This window comes from Telluria sp. ZB2R32 (assembly GCF_059685715.1).
The window spans coordinates 12411-30086 of the sequence record NZ_JCASIG010000003.1 but is presented as its reverse complement, the minus strand read 5'-3'; the positions used below and the strand labels follow the sequence as shown (position 1 = coordinate 30086).

Annotated in this window: 12 protein-coding genes; 8 read left to right on the top strand and 4 right to left on the bottom strand. The window is 66.5% G+C overall.

The window, feature by feature from the left end:
- The first annotated feature begins 4 nt into the window (after positions 1-4).
- Positions 5-781, top strand: a complete 777-nt coding sequence (locus AC56LG_RS09480; RefSeq protein ID WP_497165869.1) for a YdcF family protein — start codon at positions 5-7, stop codon at positions 779-781.
- A gap of 134 nt (positions 782-915) precedes the next feature.
- Here AC56LG_RS09480 and AC56LG_RS09475 read toward each other — a convergent pair whose 3' ends face one another.
- Positions 916-3060 (bottom strand): NHL repeat-containing protein, encoded by a 2145-nt coding sequence (locus tag AC56LG_RS09475; RefSeq protein ID WP_497165868.1) that lies wholly within the window; start codon positions 3058-3060, stop codon positions 916-918.
- A gap of 148 nt (positions 3061-3208) precedes the next feature.
- Between AC56LG_RS09475 and AC56LG_RS09470 the strand changes: the two genes are divergently transcribed.
- Together AC56LG_RS09470 and AC56LG_RS09465 are read left to right on the top strand one after the other, a co-directional pair.
- The gene (locus AC56LG_RS09470; RefSeq protein ID WP_497165867.1) at positions 3209-4231 is read left to right on the top strand and encodes an SDR family oxidoreductase; all 1023 of its coding nucleotides are present in this window, start codon (positions 3209-3211) and stop codon (positions 4229-4231) included.
- A 517-nt stretch (positions 4232-4748) separates the two neighbouring features.
- The gene (locus AC56LG_RS09465) at positions 4749-5312 is read left to right on the top strand and encodes a PRC-barrel domain-containing protein (protein WP_497165866.1); all 564 of its coding nucleotides are present in this window, start codon (positions 4749-4751) and stop codon (positions 5310-5312) included.
- Positions 5313-5376: 64 nt separating this feature from the next.
- Here AC56LG_RS09465 and AC56LG_RS09460 read toward each other — a convergent pair whose 3' ends face one another.
- Both AC56LG_RS09460 and AC56LG_RS09455 read right to left on the bottom strand, forming a co-directional pair.
- Positions 5377-6021 carry a redoxin domain-containing protein gene (locus tag AC56LG_RS09460; protein WP_497165865.1) on the bottom strand — a complete coding sequence of 215 codons (645 nt, stop codon included), beginning with the start codon at positions 6019-6021 and terminating at the stop codon, positions 5377-5379.
- A gap of 46 nt (positions 6022-6067) precedes the next feature.
- Positions 6068-8227, bottom strand: a complete 2160-nt coding sequence (locus AC56LG_RS09455; RefSeq protein WP_497165864.1) for a protein-disulfide reductase DsbD family protein — start codon at positions 8225-8227, stop codon at positions 6068-6070.
- Positions 8228-8435: 208 nt separating this feature from the next.
- On the opposite strand from AC56LG_RS09455, the gene AC56LG_RS09450 reads away from it, so the two are divergent.
- The 3 genes from AC56LG_RS09450 to AC56LG_RS09440 all read left to right on the top strand — a co-directional run bounded on the left by AC56LG_RS09450 (position 8436) and on the right by AC56LG_RS09440 (position 11710).
- Positions 8436-10679, top strand: coding sequence for a phosphocholine-specific phospholipase C (locus AC56LG_RS09450; RefSeq protein WP_497165863.1), 2244 nt, complete (start codon positions 8436-8438; stop codon positions 10677-10679).
- A gap of 65 nt (positions 10680-10744) precedes the next feature.
- Complete coding sequence (locus AC56LG_RS09445) at positions 10745-11332, top strand: PEP-CTERM sorting domain-containing protein (protein WP_497165862.1); 588 nt, start codon at positions 10745-10747, stop codon at positions 11330-11332.
- A 141-nt stretch (positions 11333-11473) separates the two neighbouring features.
- On the top strand, positions 11474-11710 hold the full coding sequence (locus AC56LG_RS09440; RefSeq protein WP_497165861.1) for a hypothetical protein: 237 nt from the start codon (positions 11474-11476) through the stop codon (positions 11708-11710).
- Positions 11711-11746: 36 nt separating this feature from the next.
- Here AC56LG_RS09440 and hrpA read toward each other — a convergent pair whose 3' ends face one another.
- Positions 11747-15868, bottom strand: coding sequence for an ATP-dependent RNA helicase HrpA (gene hrpA, locus AC56LG_RS09435; RefSeq protein WP_497165860.1), 4122 nt, complete (start codon positions 15866-15868; stop codon positions 11747-11749).
- Positions 15869-16040: 172 nt separating this feature from the next.
- Between hrpA and argA the strand changes: the two genes are divergently transcribed.
- Together argA and AC56LG_RS09425 are read left to right on the top strand one after the other, a co-directional pair.
- The gene (argA, locus tag AC56LG_RS09430) at positions 16041-17354 is read left to right on the top strand and encodes an amino-acid N-acetyltransferase (RefSeq protein WP_192051664.1); all 1314 of its coding nucleotides are present in this window, start codon (positions 16041-16043) and stop codon (positions 17352-17354) included.
- Positions 17355-17391: 37 nt separating this feature from the next.
- Positions 17392-17664: an oxidative damage protection protein gene (locus tag AC56LG_RS09425; protein WP_497165859.1), complete on the top strand. Its 273-nt coding sequence runs from the start codon at positions 17392-17394 to the stop codon at positions 17662-17664.
- Positions 17665-17676: the final 12 nt, after the last annotated feature.

The window sequence follows — 17676 nt, the reverse complement described above, 5'->3', positions numbered from 1 at the left end:
CTCGATGACCCTGCTGTTTGACCTGATGAACGCCGTCCCGCGCGGCCTGATCCTTCCCCCCGCCAACCTGTTCCTCCTCATCGCCCTCGGCCTGGCGCTGTCGCGCCGCTGGCCGCGGACCGGCCGTGCTGTCGCCGCCAGCGCGCTCGTGGCCATGTTCCTGCTGTCGAGTACAGGGGGCGCACGCTTGCTGGTTGCACCGCTGGAAAGGATGACCGCGCCGCTGCAGGAAGCCGACATTGCCGGGGCACAGGCAATCGTCGTGCTGTCGGCCGGGCGCCTGCAGCGTGCGCCCGAATACGGCGGCCGCGACATTCCCGATTACGTCGGCCTGGCGCGCCTGCGCTATGCGGCCCACCTGCAGCGGCGCACCGGACTGCCTATCCTCGTCAGCGGCGGTCTCGGCACCGGGAACACGCCCTCGCTGGCCGATGGCCTGGCCGAGGCATTGCGCGAGGACTTCGGCGTCCCGGTGAAGTGGCTGGAGGCGCGCTCGCGCGACACCGGAGAAAACGCGGCCTACAGCGCCGCGCTGCTGCTCCCCGCGGGCGTCAAGCGCATCCTGCTCGTCACCGATGCGATGCACATGCCGCGCTCGCGCGCCGCGTTCGAGCGTGCCGGGCTCGAGGTGGTGAGCGCGCCGACCGTTTTCTTCAGCCAGCAGCGGCAACCGCTCGGGGCCTGGGTTCCCAGTACCGAGGGCATGCGCCGCTCCTCGTATGCGCTGTATGAACTGATCGGCATGGCCTGGTACAGGGTGCGTTCAGCGGGCGCCGGTTAAGGCGTGCGGCCGCGTCGGTGCGGGCCTTGCGCGTGGGCGGCGCGACGGCCGCGTGCGTGCCGAGTTTCGGGTGGAGCCGGCTACCCGACGTCCGGCCGCACATGTTCGAGCACCCCGGGAAACCTCGCGACGGATTACTCGACCCTGATTGCCAGGTCGCGCCCCTCGACCGCGACCTGTCCCGCGTAATCGGCCGCATGGATGCGCAGGATGTAATCCCCCGGCGCCAGCGCCCCCACCTGCCAGCTGCCCGGCGCCACCCGTCCGTTTTGCAGCGTGTTGTTGACCGCGTACGCAAAGCGCGTCGCCTTGCTGCCGTAGACCGTGATGCCGCTGTCGGGCGCGTACAGCAGTTTCACCGCCTCGCGCTCGCGCGGCAGGCGGTCGTAGACTTGGGTGATCAATGGCTGCTCGAAGCCCGGCAGCGCGCTGCCGTCCGCACGCAGCAGCTGGTAGCCGAGCTTGTACAGGCCGAGCCGGCGCCGCGCCAGGTTGCCGTCCATCTGGTCGTAGCCGTCGGCCACGATCGAGACCTGGCCCAGCGCGCGTTCGATGCGTACCGGCTGGCCCTTCTTCGCCGGCAGGCGCTTGCCCGCAGCGTCGTACAGGGCCACGCCTTGCAGGCGCGGCGCGATGGTGTCGACCACGCCCGGGAACGGCAGCGTCAACGGGTTCACCAGCGAGCCGCCCGGATAATAGTCGAGGTGGACGTGGGCCATGGCGTTGATGGTGCCGAGCGCGTCGCCGACCGCGAAGCGCGTGCCGCGCGGCACCCGCACCCGCTCCGGCTTGCCGCGCGCATCGCTCAGGATCTGGAAGCGCGCGTCGAAGGGTTTGTCGCGGCCGTCGCGGCCGACGCGCATGTGGATGTACGACAGCGGCCCGATGGCGATGCCTTCGCTGAGCGAACCGAAACCCCAGTTCGCGTAGGGGTCGCTGACCTTGGTTGGCGTAATTGCGAGCACGCGCGCGCCGACGTCGGCGCGCACGTCGAGGCCGGCGTGGAAGTGGTCGCGGCTTTCGCCGTCGTAGCTGCCGCGCACTTCGCCCATCAGGCCGACGACTTCGTGCGGCATGTCTTGCGGCCCGACCGGCCAGGGCATCGGTGCAGTACGCAGCGCCTGCCTCGGCGGCGCGATGACAGGCGCGGCTTCGCCCTCCTTCGGCGGCGCCAGGCGCAGCACGCGCAGCGCCAGCGCGTCGGCCACGACCAGGGAGCCGCTACGCTCGACGGCGATGCCGTGCGGCGCGAACAGGTGCACCTTGCCGTCTGCGCCAAAGCTTGACTGCGGCGGGCGGTCGGCGTCGTCGAGGGCGTGGAGTTCGCCGCCAGGCTGCAAAGCCAGTTGCAAAATGCGTCCGCCGGCGCCGGCGATGTACAGGTAGCCGTCGTGGGTCAGCGCCAGGCCGGTGGGACGGCGCAGCAGCGGCTGGCGCTCGCCCGCCAGCGGCGCGACCAATGTCGAGACGATGCCGTCCGCGCCGATGCGGCGGATCGCGTTGTTGCCGGTATCGGCCACGTACAGCGTGCCGTCCTTGTCGACGGCGATTGCGCTTGGCGTGTCGAAGGCGGCAGCAGCGCCGGGACCATCGGCATTGCCGGGGCGGGCGCCGCCGGCCAGCGTGGTCACGACGCCGTCGGGCGCGATGCGGCGGATGCGGTCGTTGTAGGTGTCGGCGACGTACACGTTGCCACGCGCGTCCACCGCCACCCCGACCGGCGCGTGGAAGCGCGCGGCGCGGCCAACACCGTCGGCGTTGCCCGGCTGGCCGTCGCCGGCCAGCGTGGTGACGCTGCCGTCGGGTGCGATCTTGCGGATGGCGTGGTTGCCGGTATCGGCCACGTACAGGTTGCCGAAGCGGTCGCTCGCCAGCGCCGACGGCGTGTGGAATGCAGCCGCGGCGCCCACGCCATCGGCAAAGCCTTCGCGCGCGCCGGCAACCGTGGACACCGCGCCGTTGCGGTCGATGCGGCGGATGCGGTTGCTGTCGCCGCCGTCGGACACATACACGTTACCGTGGGCATCGAGGGCGACAGCGAACGGATCGCTGAAGCGGCCCTGCGCCTGCGCACCGTCGACGACGCCATCCTGGCCGTCTCCCGCCAGCGGCGTCACGCGCGCGGCCCAGAACGACTTCGTTGGTGCTGGCGCCGCCAGCAGCACGGCGCCGGCGCCCGGGGCGGCCGGCTCGCGCTGGCCCGCGATGTAATAGCCGGCCAAGGCGGCCGCCAGTACGCCGGCGCCCGCCAGGGACGCAATCTTCGTTGTTCGGTTCACTGCCCTGCCCATCCTGATGCAAAGCGCAAGTCTAACCGATCAGTTCGGTGCGCACGAGAGACGGTTCCTGCCGTATGCCGCGTGTTCCGGATCATCGCTACCATCGGGACAGCCACTCTTGGCCTCCACTTTCCCTTTCAGGAGCACCATGGACTCGAACGATCAAGACCCGGCGCCATCGCGCCGCCGTTTCGTCGGCACGGTTGCCGGCGGCCTTGCCGCTGCAGCGGCCGCCGTACCCGCCGCTGCCCAGCAACCAGCCGACCCGGCGCCGGGCCAGCCGCCCGCCGGCCGCGCGCGCGAGGCGGCTGCCCGCTATCCGCGTCCGCCCTTCCAGAACCAGTCGCAGCCCTGGCCGGGACTGGCGGGCAAGATGACGCCGCGGCCCGACCACGGCGAAACCACCTACCGCGGCAGCGGGCGCCTGGCGGGCAAAAAAGCGCTGGTGACCGGCGGCGACTCGGGCATCGGCCGCGCCGCCGTGATCGCGTTCGCGCGCGAAGGGGCCGACGTCGCCATCAATTACCTGCCGGCCGAGGAAGCCGATGCGCGCGAGGTGGTGAAACTGATCCAGGATGCCGGGCGCAAGGCCGTGGCCCTGCCCGGCGACATCCGCGACGAAGCCTTTTGCCGCAAGCTCGTCGCCGAAGCCGTGCGCCAGCTGGGCGGCCTCGATATCCTCGTCAACAACGCCGGCCGCCAGCACTCGACCGACTCGATCCTCGACCTGACGACCGAGCAGTTCGACTGGACTTTCAAGACCAACGTGTATGCGATGTTCTGGATCACCAAGGCGGCGGTGCCGCACCTGAAAGCCGGCAGCTGCATCATCAATACGGCGTCGGTGCAGGCCTATGACCCGTCGCCCAATTTGCTGGACTACGCGCAGACCAAGGCGGCGGAAGTCGCGTTCACCAAGGCGCTGGCCAAGCAGCTGGGCAAGCAGGGCATCCGCGTGAACGCGATCGCGCCGGGACCGGTCTGGACGCCGCTGCAGGTGTCGGGCGGGCAGACGCAGGAGAACCTGAAGAAATTCGGCGCGGATTCACCGCTGGGACGTCCGGGCCAGCCGGCCGAGCTGGCGCTGGCCTTTGTCACGCTGGCGGCGGACGAGTCGAGTTATACGACCGGACAGGTGTATGGGGTGGCGGGAGGAGCGGGCAATCCTTGACGTGCTTCCACCCTGCGTTGGCTGTCGCGCAATGTAGGGTGGGCTCTTGAGCCCACGCAGTCGTACGGTAATGGGACTGCACAGGTGAACGACGAACGGGTACGCCTGCTTAGTAGGTATTTTCGTGCATATCCACACGCATAGGCTCTACCGCGTGGGCACCAGTGCCCACCCTACGAGAATCTTCTGTCCGGTTCAGCGCTTGCGCAGCAGGCGCGCGAATAAAGAAGTGATCGACACGGTTCGAATCCGCTTGGCCAGCGGGCCTGGATGGTTGCAGCGCGAGGTGATGGTCATGTTGTAGTCTCCGAAACACTGCTTGTCAGGATAATCACAAAGCCGAGCTCGCTCTGTGCGCCATTTCGCATAGCTGAGCTATGGTGTCATGCCACGATGACGCGCGCGTGACAAGCGCGCGCACCCCTGTCCGATTGAGTCATATCATGGGCGCAGCGAGGCCTTGGCCTATCTTTGAAGCTGGCTTTGCACCGACGCAAACACAGACGGGGAGAACGACATGGGCTATGCAGACCGCGACAAATACGGCATCTACAAGGGCAGGAGCCACGCCGGCCCGGGTCCGGCGCTGATGGGCGCCGACACGCTGATCGGCGACGGCGTCGTCAACGGGGCCGAAGAAGACCTGGGCGACATCAAGGAAATCATGCTCGACATGAACACCGGCCAGGTGGCCTACGCCGTGCTGGCTTTCGGTGGCTTCCTCGGCATGCACGAGAAACTGTTCGCCGTGCCCTGGCAGGCCTTGCACCTGGACACCGTCAACCACCGCTTCGTGCTGAACGTCGAGAAAGAGCGCCTGAAAAAGGCGCCCGGCTTCAACAAGGATGCCTGGCCCGACATGGCCGACATCAGCTGGGCGACCGAGATCCACAGCTTCTACGGTACCGACCTGAACCGCGGCGGCGCACCGACGATCGGTGCCGGCGTCGGCGTGGAGCGCGGCGGCATGGGCAATACGGAGGGGGCGGTGCACGGCTCCGGGTCGAGCGTCGATCCACGTCCGGGCAACCTGGGCGATGACAAGGACATCAGCAGGATCCGGGGCAGCAATATCGGCTGATGCCGGGGTCAGGCCGCTTATCCGAAAACGGAGTATCCATACTCCGTTTTCGGAGTGTCAGGAATCAGGATTTGTACTTTACGGCGCAGCCATACGGCCGCGTCGTCGCCTGCGCGACGGTTTCGCCTTTCAATACCGATTCCAGCGCGGTCTTGAAGTAAGGATCGGCTTTTTCGATATCGGCCGGCTTGGCCGTCGCAATGCTGTCGATCCCGCCGGCATAGCGCAGGATGCCTTTGGCGTCGATCACGTACATGTGCGGCGTGGTGCGCGCATCATAGGCCTTGCCGATCTCGCCTTGCGGATCGAGCAGCACCGCGCTCGGCTGCGCATTGCGGCTGGCCGTCAGCTCATCCGCCTTGGCGCCGGTCACGTGGCCCTGCTCGCCGGGCGCCGACGAAATCACGCTCAGCCACACCACGCCCGCCCCTTTCGCCTGCTTCTGCAGGTTCTGCATGTTCGAGGCGCCGTAGTGTTTTTTCACGTAGGGGCACTCGTTGTTGGTCCATTCCAGCACGACCACTTTCCCCTTCAGGTCGGCCAGCGTGTGCTGCTGCCCCTTGCTGTCGAGCGCCGTGAAGGCGGGCGCCGGCTGGCCGATCGTGGGTGCGGCCATGGCCGGCGCAGCGGCGAAGGTCAGGCTGGCGCCAGCCAGGGCGGCTGTCAATGCAGTCATGCGCAGCAAGGCGCGGCGTGGGGAGCGGTTCATGAAATCCTCCTTTGAGAACGTGGCTAAAGTTCGATGACGACGATGTTTACTGTTTGGCTACCGCTACTGCATTGTTACCCGATTGCTGCGCGAATGCCTCCGTCACGATCGCTTGCGTCAGCACCGGCGGCAGCACCGCCGGCTCCTTGCCGGGCGCGTAGAACACGTAGAACGGCAGGCCGTCGCGCCCGAACGCGCGCAGGAAAGCGGTGATGGCGGGATCGCGATTGGTCCAGTCGCCCTTCAGGTAAACCACGTCGTGCGCGCGCATGGCTTGCTGCACGGCGCTTGTCGACAGCGTCGTGCGTTCGTTGACCAGGCAGGTGATGCACCAGGCCGCCGTCATGTTGACGAACACCGGCTTGCCCGCGGCGCGCAAGGCGGCGAGCCGCTCGGCACTGTACGGTTCGGCATTCTTCGCTTGCCGGCTGTCCGGCGCGTCCGGCGGCTTGGCGACATGCAGGTTGGCCATCAAGCCGACCAGTCCCGCCAGGGACACCAGCGCCACGCCACGCGGCCACCATGACTTGCCGGCGCCGTGCTGGTGCAGGCCGACGAGCCACGCTACCAGGCCGACCAGCACGGCGCCGGCCAGCGCCATGCGCAAGCCCGCTTCGCCCGCCTGCTGGGCCAGCACCCATAGCAGCCAGGCCGCTGTCGCATACATCGGAAAAGCCATCGCCTGGCGCAGCCGCAGCATCCACAGGCCGGGCCGCGGCAGGCGCCGCGCCACGGTAGGGAACAGCCCCAGCAACAGGAACGGCAGCGCCAGTCCCAGGCCCAGCATCGCGAACACCAGCAGGCTGACCGCGGCCGGCGCCACCAGCGCCGAGCCGATCGCCGCGCCCATGAAGGGCGCGGTACAGGGCGTCGCCACCACCACGGCCAGCAGGCCGGTGAAGAAACTGCCCGCGTGTCCCTTGCGCTCTGCCAAGCCCTGTCCGACGCCGGCAAGCGAGCCGCCCACTTCGAACACGCCGGACAGGTTCAGGCCGATCGCCAGCATCAGCCAGCACATGGCCGCGACAAACAGCGGCGACTGGAACTGGAAGCCCCAGCCGACCGCGCTGCCGCCGGCGCGCACCGCCAGCAGGGCCAAGGCCAGCGCCAGGAATGCGGCCAGCACGCCCAGCGTATAAAACACGCCCGACAAACGCAGCGCACGGCGGTCGCCGCCGGACATGCCGGCCACCGCCGTGGCCTTGATCGCCAGGACAGGAAACACGCAGGGCATCAGGTTCAGGATCAGGCCGCCGAGGAACGCAAAGCCGGCCATCTGCCACAGCGGCAGGCTGGCGGGCAGGTTGGCGGCAGCGTCGGCCGGGGTGGCTGACACTGCGGCGGCGGCAGTCGGGTTCAGCGCGAACCAGCGTTTCTGTCCGCCGCCGTCCGTCAGCGCCAGCAGTCCCGCCGCCGGCGCCGACGCATCCTGGCCCTTCGGCAGCGTCAGGGTCAATGCGCCCTGCTCCACCTTCAGCGCCTGCGCGGCGGCATGGTCGACGACGCCCCAGCGCTCCGGAAAATACAGGGCCGATTGCACGGACTGCGGCGCAATGCCCTCGCCTTCGACCCGCAAGGCCATGGCGCCGCCGCCACTGATCGACGCCCGCCACGGCGCCGCCTGCGGCTGGCGCGCATCGGCAATCGCAAAGGCCGACTGGACGCCGGCACTGGCCGGGCGTGCCGTCGCTTCCACCGGCAAGTCCAGGCGAAACTTCCCTTCTTCGGGAATGCATTCCTTCTCGCAGACCACCCAATCGGCATTCGCCTCGAGCACCAGCCGGCTGCCCGGCTGCGCATCCGGCGGCACCGTCAGGGTCATCGGGAAGACGATCTCGTTCTCGTAGCCATAGCTGGCGACCGGCCCGATCAGGAAGCGATCCGGCCCCGGCCAGGCGATCGCGCCGACGCTCGCACCTTCCGGCAGCTTGAATGCGATATTCGGCGGCGAGCCCGCATCGCCCGGATTTTTCCAGTACGTGTGCCAGTGCGGCGCCAGGCGCTGGCGCAGGCCGATGCGCACCTGTTGCCCCGGGCTGACGGCGGCATGTTCGCTCACCAGCGACACCGTCGCGCGCGGGCTGCGCTGCAGATTGCTTTCTGCGGCAAATGCGAGCGCCGGCATCAGCAAGGCCAGCGCCAGCGCCAGCACTGTGGTCAGGTCACGCCAATCGATGCGCGCGGCAGCGGGAAAGGATGGGTGCATGCGAATGTCGATAAGGGTGGGTCGGCAGTCGCATGCAAAGTAACACGATGCGGTAGCGTTGAGCAATCGGCTTGGGTGCTGCGGCTGTCATGGGGTCGTCATGTCCGCGGTTTACGCTGGCGCAGTCCTCTGCCCTATCGGCCTGATGAAGACAACCGGCAACACGCGTTGCAGACGCGCGTCCCTCAACGTCCTCAACTAGAACCTTATGACCTCACGACGAAGTTTCCTGCGAAACAGTGCCCGCGCCGGTATCGCGGCCGGCACCTATGCCGCTTTCCCACCGGCGATCCAGCGCGCGCTTGCGATCCCCGCCAACAACGTGACAGGTACCATTCGCGACGTCGAGCATGTGGTGATCCTGATGCAGGAGAACCGTGCGTTCGACCATTATTTCGGCACGCTCGCAGGCGTGCGCGGCTTCGGGGACCGCTTCCCGATTCCCCTGCCGGAGGGCCGCAATGTATGGCAACAGCGCATGGCGAACGGCAACGTGATGATGCCGTTCCACCTGGACGGCAGTGTCGGCAACGCCCAGCGCGCCAACGGTACGCCGCATGACTGGAACGACAGCCAGCAGGCCTGGGACAACGGCCGCATGGACCAATGGCCGCGCTACAAGAATCCTATCTCGATGGGCTATTTCAAGGAAGCCGAAATTCCTTTTCACTTCGCGCTGGCGAATGCTTTTACGGTATGCGATGCCTATCACTGCTCGATGCACACGGGGACCGATGCGAACCGCTCGTTCTTTCTGACCGGCACAAACGGCGCGGTGCCCACCGGCACGGCATTCGTCAGCAACGAATGGGACGCCATCGACGGCCTCGCCAGCGGGGTGAACACCGGCTATACCTGGACCACGTATGCCGAACGCCTCGAGGCTGCCGGTGTGCGCTGGATCAGTTACCAGAACATGCCGGATGAATGGGGCGACAACATGCTTGGCGCATTCCGCCAGTTCAAGCGCGCCAACATCGCTTCGGGCTACCCTGTCTCCAGTGGCGGCGCGCCGGGCCAGCCCTACACCAACACCGGCCAGGCATTGCCGTACCACGCCTACGATGCGGCCACCGACAACCCCAACAATCCGCTCTACAAAGGCATTGCCAACACCTTGCCGGGCACCCAGCCCGAGCAGTACCTGGATGCATTCAAGCGCGACATCCGCGAAGGCAAGCTGCCGCAGGTGTCGTGGATGAACGCACCGTCGATCTACTGCGAACATCCTGGCCCGTCGAGCCCGGTGCAAGGCTCCTGGTTCCTTCAGGAGGTCATGGACGCATTGACGGCCAACCCCGAGGTCTGGAGCAAGACTGTGCTGATCGTCAACTTCGACGAGAACGACGGTTATTTCGACCACGTGCCGTCGCCCTCCGCCCCTTCGCCCGACGGCAAGGGCGGCTACGCCGGCAAGACGACGCTGGCGCAGGCGGACCTGGGACCCGAGTACTACACGCACCCGCGGCCTGCCGGCAGCACCAGGCAGCCCGCTGCGGATGGCCGCGTCTACGGCCCCGGTCCGCGTGTGCCGATGTACGTGATTTCGCCATGGAGCCGTGGCGGCTGGGTCAATTCGCAGGTGTTCGACCACACGTCGGTGCTGCGCTTCCTCGAGGCGCGTTTCGGTGTGCGCGAGCCGAACATCAGCCCGTTCCGCCGTGCGGTCTGCGGCGACCTCACCAGCGCGTTCAACTTCGCAACGCCCAACGCCGAAGTATTGCCGGTGCTGCAGGGCCGCAGAACCAGAAGCCAGGCGGACGCCCTGCGTGCCGCACAGCAGCGCCTGGCGCAGATTACGCCGCCTGCCGCGCCGAGGCTGCCGGTGCAGGCCGTGGGCACGCGACCGTCGCGCGCCTTGCCGTATGAACTGGCGACGACCTGCGACGTGCTGCCCGGCGCCACGATGGCTTCCGTGCGGGTGGCGCTGAACTTCATCAATACCGGGCGCCAGGGCGCCGTGTTCCATGTGTACGACCGCAAGAACCTGGCGGCGATACCGCGCCGTTACACGGTCGAGTCGGGCAAATCGCTGTCGGACAGCTGGACGCCCGCGGTCGGCGGAGCCTACGATTTGTGGGTGCTGGGACCGAACGGCTACCACCGTCACTTCACCGGCAGCGCCCTGCGCGCCGTCGCGGCCGGCCAGCCACGACCGGAAGTCCAGGTACGCTCCGACGCCAGTACCGGCGAGTTGCTGCTGCGCCTGGTAAACAGCGGCGCCGCGCCGTGTACCTTCAACCTGACCGCGAATGCCTACGCGCCGCTGAGGCAGCTCCACACCCTTGCGGCACGCAGCGAAGTCGTCGTGCGCATTCCGGTGGCGAGCAATGGCTATTGGTACGACCTCAGCGCCACGGTCTCGAGCCAGCCCGACTACCTGCGGCGCTTCGCCGGCCGCGTGGAAACCGGCCGCCACACGGTCAGCGACCCGGCCCTAGGCCGGGCCTGACCATGAAGACGCAGCCGGCGCAGCGCCGGCTGCCGCTATCCAATCACACATTCAAAAGGAATGTCATGCACCTGAATATCCGCAACTTCGCCGCGGGCGCAGCCCTCGCGCTGTGCGCACCCTTCGCCGCGGCGACCGTCCTGACGTTCGACGACATCGCCGGTCCGGACGATTATGCTTCCGTGCCCGCCAACTACGGTGGACTGGACTGGTCGAGCTCGGGCTTGTCCGTTTTTACGGGTGAACAGGCGCCGTTCACGGCGCATTCGGGCCAGGGCCGTGTGACCACGGACTGGATCGACGGTGGCCCGATCGCAAGCACCATCCGCTTCCTGGCGCCCACAGTCTTCAACGGCGCCTGGTTCTCCGGGTACAGCGACAGCAGCGTACGTTTCGACTTGTACGCCGCCGGCCAGCTGGTCGCCAGTTCGGCTGCGCTGCAACTGTCGGACGCGCCTGCCTTCCTGGACGCCGGCTGGGACAGTGCGGTCGATGCGATCGTCGTCTCGAGCGGCTTCCAGGCATCGTACGTGATGGACGACCTGAGTTTCGAGGGCGCCGCGGAAGTGCCGGAACCGGGGTCGCTGGCCCTGCTGCTGGCTGGATTCGGACTTGCCGGCGCGGTGCGGCTGCGCCGTTCCAAGCCCAGGTAATGTCATCGCCCTGACATCTTCACTGGTTAAAGTGCAGTGTCTCCGATGTAGTTTTCAACGTGTTTATCCGTCAACGTCCAGTTGACGGATTTTTTTTCAAGACGCAAGGCTCCAGGAAATTCTCAAAGCCGGGAGACATCGATGTATTACCTGATCCTGACCATGGCGCTGTGGCGGCAAGACCCGGCCGGCGGCGACGTGTCTTCGTCGATGCAAACGCTCGAATTCCGTGACGAATTGGCGTGCCGGCGGGCTGCGGCGGCCTGGAAGGCCGACGTCCTGGCAGCCCGCGCGAAGCCTGACAATATGGGGCTGCAACCCTCCTATACCCTGTCGGCGGTGTGTGTTCCGAGCGATAGCACCTCAAGAATAAAATAACGCGCCCACCTCGAAGCGCGCACAGGCGGAACGGCTTCAGCGAATCATCGACTCCCACACCTTCTGCAGCCGCTTGGCCGACACCGGCATCGGCGTACGCAACTCCTGGGCGAACAGCGAGACGCGCAGCTCTTCCAGCATCCAGCGGAACTCGGTCATGCGCGGGTCGTTGACTTTACCCGGCTGCTTCGAGATGCGCTGCCACTGGCTGGCGGCGTTCTGCCACTCGGCCATCAGTTGCGCATCGCGCGATGGATTGCCGCGCAACTTTTCCAGGCGCACGTTCATCGCCTTCAGATAACGCGGGAAGTGCGCCAGCTGGCTGTATTCGTTGTCGGCGATGAAGCGCTTGTGCACCAGTCCCGCCAGTTGCGCCTGCATGTCGGCCGCGACCGGCGCCGCCAGGCCGTTCAGGCGCTTGGGCATGCCGTGGAATTCGCCCAGGATCGAACCGACCAGGCGCGCGATCTCGTTGATGAGCAGGCCGATGCGGCCCTTGCCCTCGTCCTTGCGCTTGTTGAACGAAGCGGCATCATGCGGCAGCGGGTCCTGTAAACAGGCGATGTCGATCGCCTTTTGCACGATCTGGTCGCGCAGCTCTTCCTGCGAGCCGACCGTCATGAACTGCATGCCCATGCCCTGCAGGCCGGGGATGTTCTTCTCCGCGAATTTGAGTTGATCCTTCAGCTGCAGCGCGAACAGGCGGCGCAGGCCGACGCGGTGGGTGCGCGCGGCGACATTCGGGTCGTCGAACACTTCGAGGTCGCAATGCGTACCCTTGTCGACCAGGGCCGGGAAACCGATCAGGGTCAGCTTGCCCTGGTTGATCTCCAACAGTTCCGGCAGCTCGCCGAAAGTCCAGCTGGTGAGATTGGTGTGCTGGCTGACGGCCGGCGCGGGAGCCTGCGGCGCAGCTGCGGCACCCTTCCCCTTCGCCTGCGGTGCAGCCACGGCAACCGCCGCAGTGCTCCTGCCCGTGCTCCTGCCCGCGCCCCAGGCCGCCGGCGTCGCCACGTTGGGACGCAAGGCACCGACCGCCGCCGGCGTCGCTTCCGCCATCTTCTGGAAACTCTCGCGCGCCTGGCTGCCCAGTTCCGCCTGCAGGCTGGCCAGGTTGCGGCCCATCTCGAGCTGGCGCCCGTGCTCGTCGATGATTTTAAAATTCATGAACAGGTGGGTCGGCAGCGTCTCCAGCTTGAAGTCGCCCGTCAGCACGTTCACGCCGGTCTGCGCGCGCACGTCGAGGATCAGCACGTCGACCAGGTCGCCACGTCCGAACGCTTTCGCCGCGTGGATGCGCTCGACGAAACGCGCCGCGTAGTCCGGCAGCGGCACGCAGTGGCGGCGCAGCTTTTGCGGCAGGGACTTGAGCATCAGGTGTACTTTTTCCTTCAGCATGCCCGGCACCAGCCAGGCCGCGCGCTCTTGCGGGATCTGGTTCAGTGCGAACAGCGGCACGGAGAGCGTCACGCCGTCGCGCGGGCTGCCCGGTTCGAAGTGGTACGACAGGCCCATCTCGATGCCGGTGACGTTCATCGTCTTCGGGAACAGTTCCGTCGTCACGCCCGCCGCTTCGTGGCGCATCAACTCTTCGCGGTTCAGGTACAAGAGCTTCGGGTTGTCGCGCGCCGCGTCCTTGTACCACTTCTCGAAGCCGGCGCCGTTCACCACGTCCTGCGGAATTTCGGCGTCGTAGAAGGCGGCGATCAGCTGGTCGTCGACCAGCACGTCCTGGCGGCGCGATTTATGTTCCAGGTTCTCGATCTCCTTCACCAGCTTGTGGTTGTGCGCATAGAAGGGCTGGCGCGTCTCGTAGTCGCCGGCCACCAGCGCATCGCGGATGAAGATCTCGCGCGCTTCAATCGGGTTGTGCAGCGCGTGGTTGATGCGGCGCCCGCTGTAGACGACGATGCCGTACAGGGTCGCGCGTTCCAGCGCCGATACCTGCGCCGGTTTCTTTTCCCAGCGCGGCTCGCCCCACGACTTTTTCAGCAGGTGCGCCCCGACCTTTTCCACCCATTCCGGCTGGATCTGCGCCACGCAGCGCGCGTACAGGCGCGTGGTCTCGACCAGTTCCGCCGCCATGATCCAGCGGCCCGGCTTCTTGGTCAGCGAGGAGCCCGGCCAGATGTGGAACTTGATGCCGCGTGCGCCCAGGTAGGCGCCGCCCGGCTCGTCCTCGGCCTTGAAGCCGATGTTCCCCAGCAGGCCGGTCAAGAGCGCCAGGTGCAGCTGGTCGTAGGTGGCGGGTGATTCGTTCAGGCGCCAGCCCTGCTCGCGCACGATGGTCAGCAACTGCGAATGCACGTCGCGCCACTCGCGCAGGCGTACCTGCGACAGGAAGTTGGCGCGGCAGTTTTCCTGCAGCAGGCGGTTCGTCTTCTTGTGTTCGATCGCGTCCTCGAACCAGTTCCAGATCTTGATAAAGCTGAGGAACTCGGACTTCTCGTCGGCGAATTTCTTGTGCTTCTCGTCGGCCTGCTGCTGGTATTCCATCGGCCGGTCGCGCGGGTCCTGCACCGACAGGGCCGAGGCGATGATCAGCATCTCGGTGAGGCAGTTGTTGTCGAGCGACGCGAGGATCATGCGGCCCACGCGCGGATCCAAGGGAAGGCGCGCGAGCTTGCGGCCCAGCGGCGTGAGCTCGTTGGTCTCGTCGACCGCGCCCACCTCTTGCAGCAACTGGTAGCCGTCGGCGATCGCGCGGCCTTGCGGCGGCTCGATGAAGGGGAAGGTCTCGACGTCGGTCAGGTGCAGCGACTTCATGCGCAGGATGACGGCCGCCAGCGAAGAGCGCAGGATTTCGGGGTCGGTGAATTTCGGGCGCTGGTTGAAATCGTCTTCTTCGTACAGGCGGATGCAGACGCCGTCGGCGACGCGGCCGCAACGGCCGGCACGCTGGTTCGCCGCCGATTGCGCGATCGGTTCTACTTGCAGCTGCTCGACCTTGTTGCGGAAGCTGTAGCGCTTGACGCGCGCGAGGCCGGCGTCGACCACGTAGCGGATGCCCGGCACCGTCAGCGAGGTCTCGGCCACGTTCGTGGCCAGCACGATGCGGCGCGCGTTCGTGGTGCGGAACACGCGGTCCTGCTCTTCCACCGAAAGACGCGCGAACAGCGGCAGGATCTCGACGTGCGGCGGATGGTGTTTTCGTAATGCTTCAGCGCAGTCGCGAATTTCTCGTTCGCCCGGCAGGAATACCAGCACGTCGCCCTGGCCCAGGCGGCACAGTTCATCGACGCCGTCGACCACGGCATCCATCAGGTCGCGTTTTTCGCGCGCCTGCTGCGCCTTCGGCATCGGCTTGTTGTCGACACCGCCGCCGGAAACCACCGGATCGCGGTCGACCGGACGGTAACGGACTTCGACCTTGTACAGGCGGCCCGAGACCTCGATCACCGGCGCCGGCTTGCCGTTCGCTGCGGCGAAGTGGCGCGCGAAGCGTTCGGCGTCGATCGTCGCCGAGGTGATGATCACCTTCAGGTCGGGACGGCGCGGCAGCAGCTGCTTCAGGTAGCCGAGCAGGAAGTCGATGTTCAGGCTGCGTTCGTGGGCCTCGTCGATGATGATCGTGTCGTAGGCTTTCAACAGCGGATCGGTCTGCGTTTCGGCCAGCAGGATACCGTCGGTCATCAGCTTGATCGAGGCGCCCGGCTGCAGCGTGTCGTTGAAGCGCACCTTGTAGCCGACGTGTTCGCCCAGCGGCGTGCCGATCTCCTGCGCGATGCGTTTCGCGGTCGAGGAGGCGGCGATACGGCGCGGCTGCGTGTGGCCGATCAGCCCCTTTTCGCCGCGGCCCAGCTGCAGGCAGATCTTCGGCAGCTGCGTGGTCTTGCCGGAGCCGGTTTCGCCGGAGACGATGATGACCTGGTTCTCGACCAGGGCCTTGGCGATTTCCTCGCGCCGGCCGGAGACCGGCAAGTCTTCCGGATAGGTGATCGGCGGCAGCGGCGTCTGTACGCGGGGCGCGCGTGGCGCCCTGCTCTCGTCGCGCGGCTTGCGCTCGCGCGGTGCGCGATCGGCCGAGGCACGCTCGCCGTCACCTTGCGGACGCTGACTGCGTTCGCCTTGTGGCTGCTGGCCCCGTTGCCCGCGCGGCTCGCCTTCGCCGGCATGGCGGCGCTCGCGTTTCGCGCCCAATTCCGGCGTTTGCGTCATCGGTGCACGCAGCTCCCCCGGGGCACGAGAGCCGCGTGTGCGCGGCTGCCTGTCGTTACCAGTTGGGACTGCTGCGCGCGCCGTGTCCGGCGCAGGCTTGTTACTCTGTTCTGACATTGATTTTTACGAGGTATTTGGTGCGCAAGTCGCGCAGCGAATTATAATGCGGCAAATGGAAAACCCTACCCAATTCGTCCAGTGGCTGCGCTCTGTCGCGCCGTATATTCATGCCTTCGGCGGCAAGACATTTGTCGTTGCTTTTCCCGGCGAACTGGTCGCCGCCGGCGCCTTGCCGGTACTCGCGCAAGACCTGTCTTTACTCGTCGCACTCGGCATCCGCATCGTGCTGGTGCATGGCTCGCGTCCGCAAGTGGCCGAGCAGCTTGGCCTGCGTAACGTCGAGGGACGCTTCCACAACGGCGTGCGCATCACCGACACCGCGGCCATGGAATGCGCCAAGGAAGCGGCCGGCGAACTGCGCCTCGATATCGAAGCCGCGTTCAGCCAGGGCTTGCCGAACACGCCGATGTCGAATGCCCAGATCAGCATTGTGTCCGGTAATTTCGTCGTGGCGCGTCCGCTTGGCGTGATCGACGGCGTCGATTACGAACTGACGGGCGTGACGCGCAAGATCTCGGCCGAGAAGATCGCGCCGATCCTGCAGACCGAGGACAACCTGGTGCTGCTCTCCCCGCTCGGCTTCTCGCCGACGGGCGAAGTATTCAACCTGACGATGGAAGACGTGGCCGCCGCCGCCGCGATCGCCCTGCACGCCGACAAGCTGATCTACATTACCGAGACGCCGATGATGTCGGACGCCGCCGGCACCGAGATCCGCGAACTGTCCTCGCACCAGGCCGAAGCCGTGCTGCAGGCGAACTTCCTGCCGCCTGACGCCGCATTCTACCTGCGCCATGCGATCAAGGCCTGCAACAGCGGCGTCGACCGCGCCCACATCGTGCCCTTCGAGATGGATGGCTCGGCCCTGCTCGAACTGTTCACCCACGACGGCGTGGGCACGATGATCAGCCACGAGAACCTGGAAAGCCTGCGCCAAGCCACAATTGAGGACGTCGGCGGAATTATCAAGCTGATCGAGCCACTGGAAGCAGACGGCACGCTGGTCTATCGCGGGCGCGAGCTGATCGAGCGCGAGATCGAGCAGTTCTCGGTGATCGAGCACGATGGCGTGATCTTCGGCTGCGCCGCGCTGTACCCTTTCCCCGACGCGAAAATGGGCGAGATGGCCTGCCTGACGGTGAACCCGGACGTGCAGGCGCAGGGCGACGGCGAACGCATCTTGAAGCACATGGAAAACCGCGCGCGCGCCGCCGGCCTCACCAAATTGTTCGTGCTGACCACGCGCACCGCGCACTGGTTCAAGAAGCGCGGCTTTCAGCCGGCCACCGTGGACGACCTGCCGAAGGACCGCCAGCACATGTATAACTGGCAGCGCAAGTCACAGGTCTTCATCAAGTCTTTATAATCGCGCTTTTACCCAATACCGAATCAGGAGTAACAACATGGCCCGTACCGTCCACTGCGTCAAACTCAACAAGGAAGCCGAAGGACTGGACTTCCCGCCCGTGCCGGGTGAAATGGGCAAGAAGCTGTACCTGTCGGTCTCGAAGGAAGCCTGGCAGGGCTGGCTCAAGCACCAGACCATGCTGATCAACGAGAACCGCCTGAACCTGGCCGACGACCGCGCGCGCAAGTACCTGGCCACGCAGATGGAAAAGCATTTCTTCGGCGAAGGCGCCGACCAGGCGATGGGTTACGTGCCGCCGACGGCATAAGCACCAACCCGT

Excerpts from the sequence above, each read along its gene's own strand:
- AC56LG_RS09440 (WP_497165861.1), top strand. The coding sequence starts at position 11,474 with ATGTATTACCTGATCCTGACCATGGCGCTGTGGCGGCAAGACCCGGCC.
- AC56LG_RS09425 (WP_497165859.1), top strand. The coding sequence starts at position 17,392 with ATGGCCCGTACCGTCCACTGCGTCAAACTCAACAAGGAAGCCGAAGGA.
- argA (WP_192051664.1), top strand. The coding sequence starts at position 16,041 with ATGGAAAACCCTACCCAATTCGTCCAGTGGCTGCGCTCTGTCGCGCCG.
- AC56LG_RS09480 (WP_497165869.1), top strand. The coding sequence starts at position 5 with ATGACCCTGCTGTTTGACCTGATGAACGCCGTCCCGCGCGGCCTGATC.
- AC56LG_RS09445 (WP_497165862.1), top strand. The coding sequence starts at position 10,745 with ATGCACCTGAATATCCGCAACTTCGCCGCGGGCGCAGCCCTCGCGCTG.
- AC56LG_RS09450 (WP_497165863.1), top strand. The coding sequence starts at position 8,436 with ATGACCTCACGACGAAGTTTCCTGCGAAACAGTGCCCGCGCCGGTATC.
- AC56LG_RS09455 (WP_497165864.1), bottom strand. The coding sequence starts at position 8,227 with ATGCACCCATCCTTTCCCGCTGCCGCGCGCATCGATTGGCGTGACCTG.
- AC56LG_RS09460 (WP_497165865.1), bottom strand. The coding sequence starts at position 6,021 with ATGAACCGCTCCCCACGCCGCGCCTTGCTGCGCATGACTGCATTGACA.
- AC56LG_RS09470 (WP_497165867.1), top strand. The coding sequence starts at position 3,209 with ATGGACTCGAACGATCAAGACCCGGCGCCATCGCGCCGCCGTTTCGTC.
- hrpA (WP_497165860.1), bottom strand. The coding sequence starts at position 15,868 with ATGACGCAAACGCCGGAATTGGGCGCGAAACGCGAGCGCCGCCATGCC.
- AC56LG_RS09465 (WP_497165866.1), top strand. The coding sequence starts at position 4,749 with ATGGGCTATGCAGACCGCGACAAATACGGCATCTACAAGGGCAGGAGC.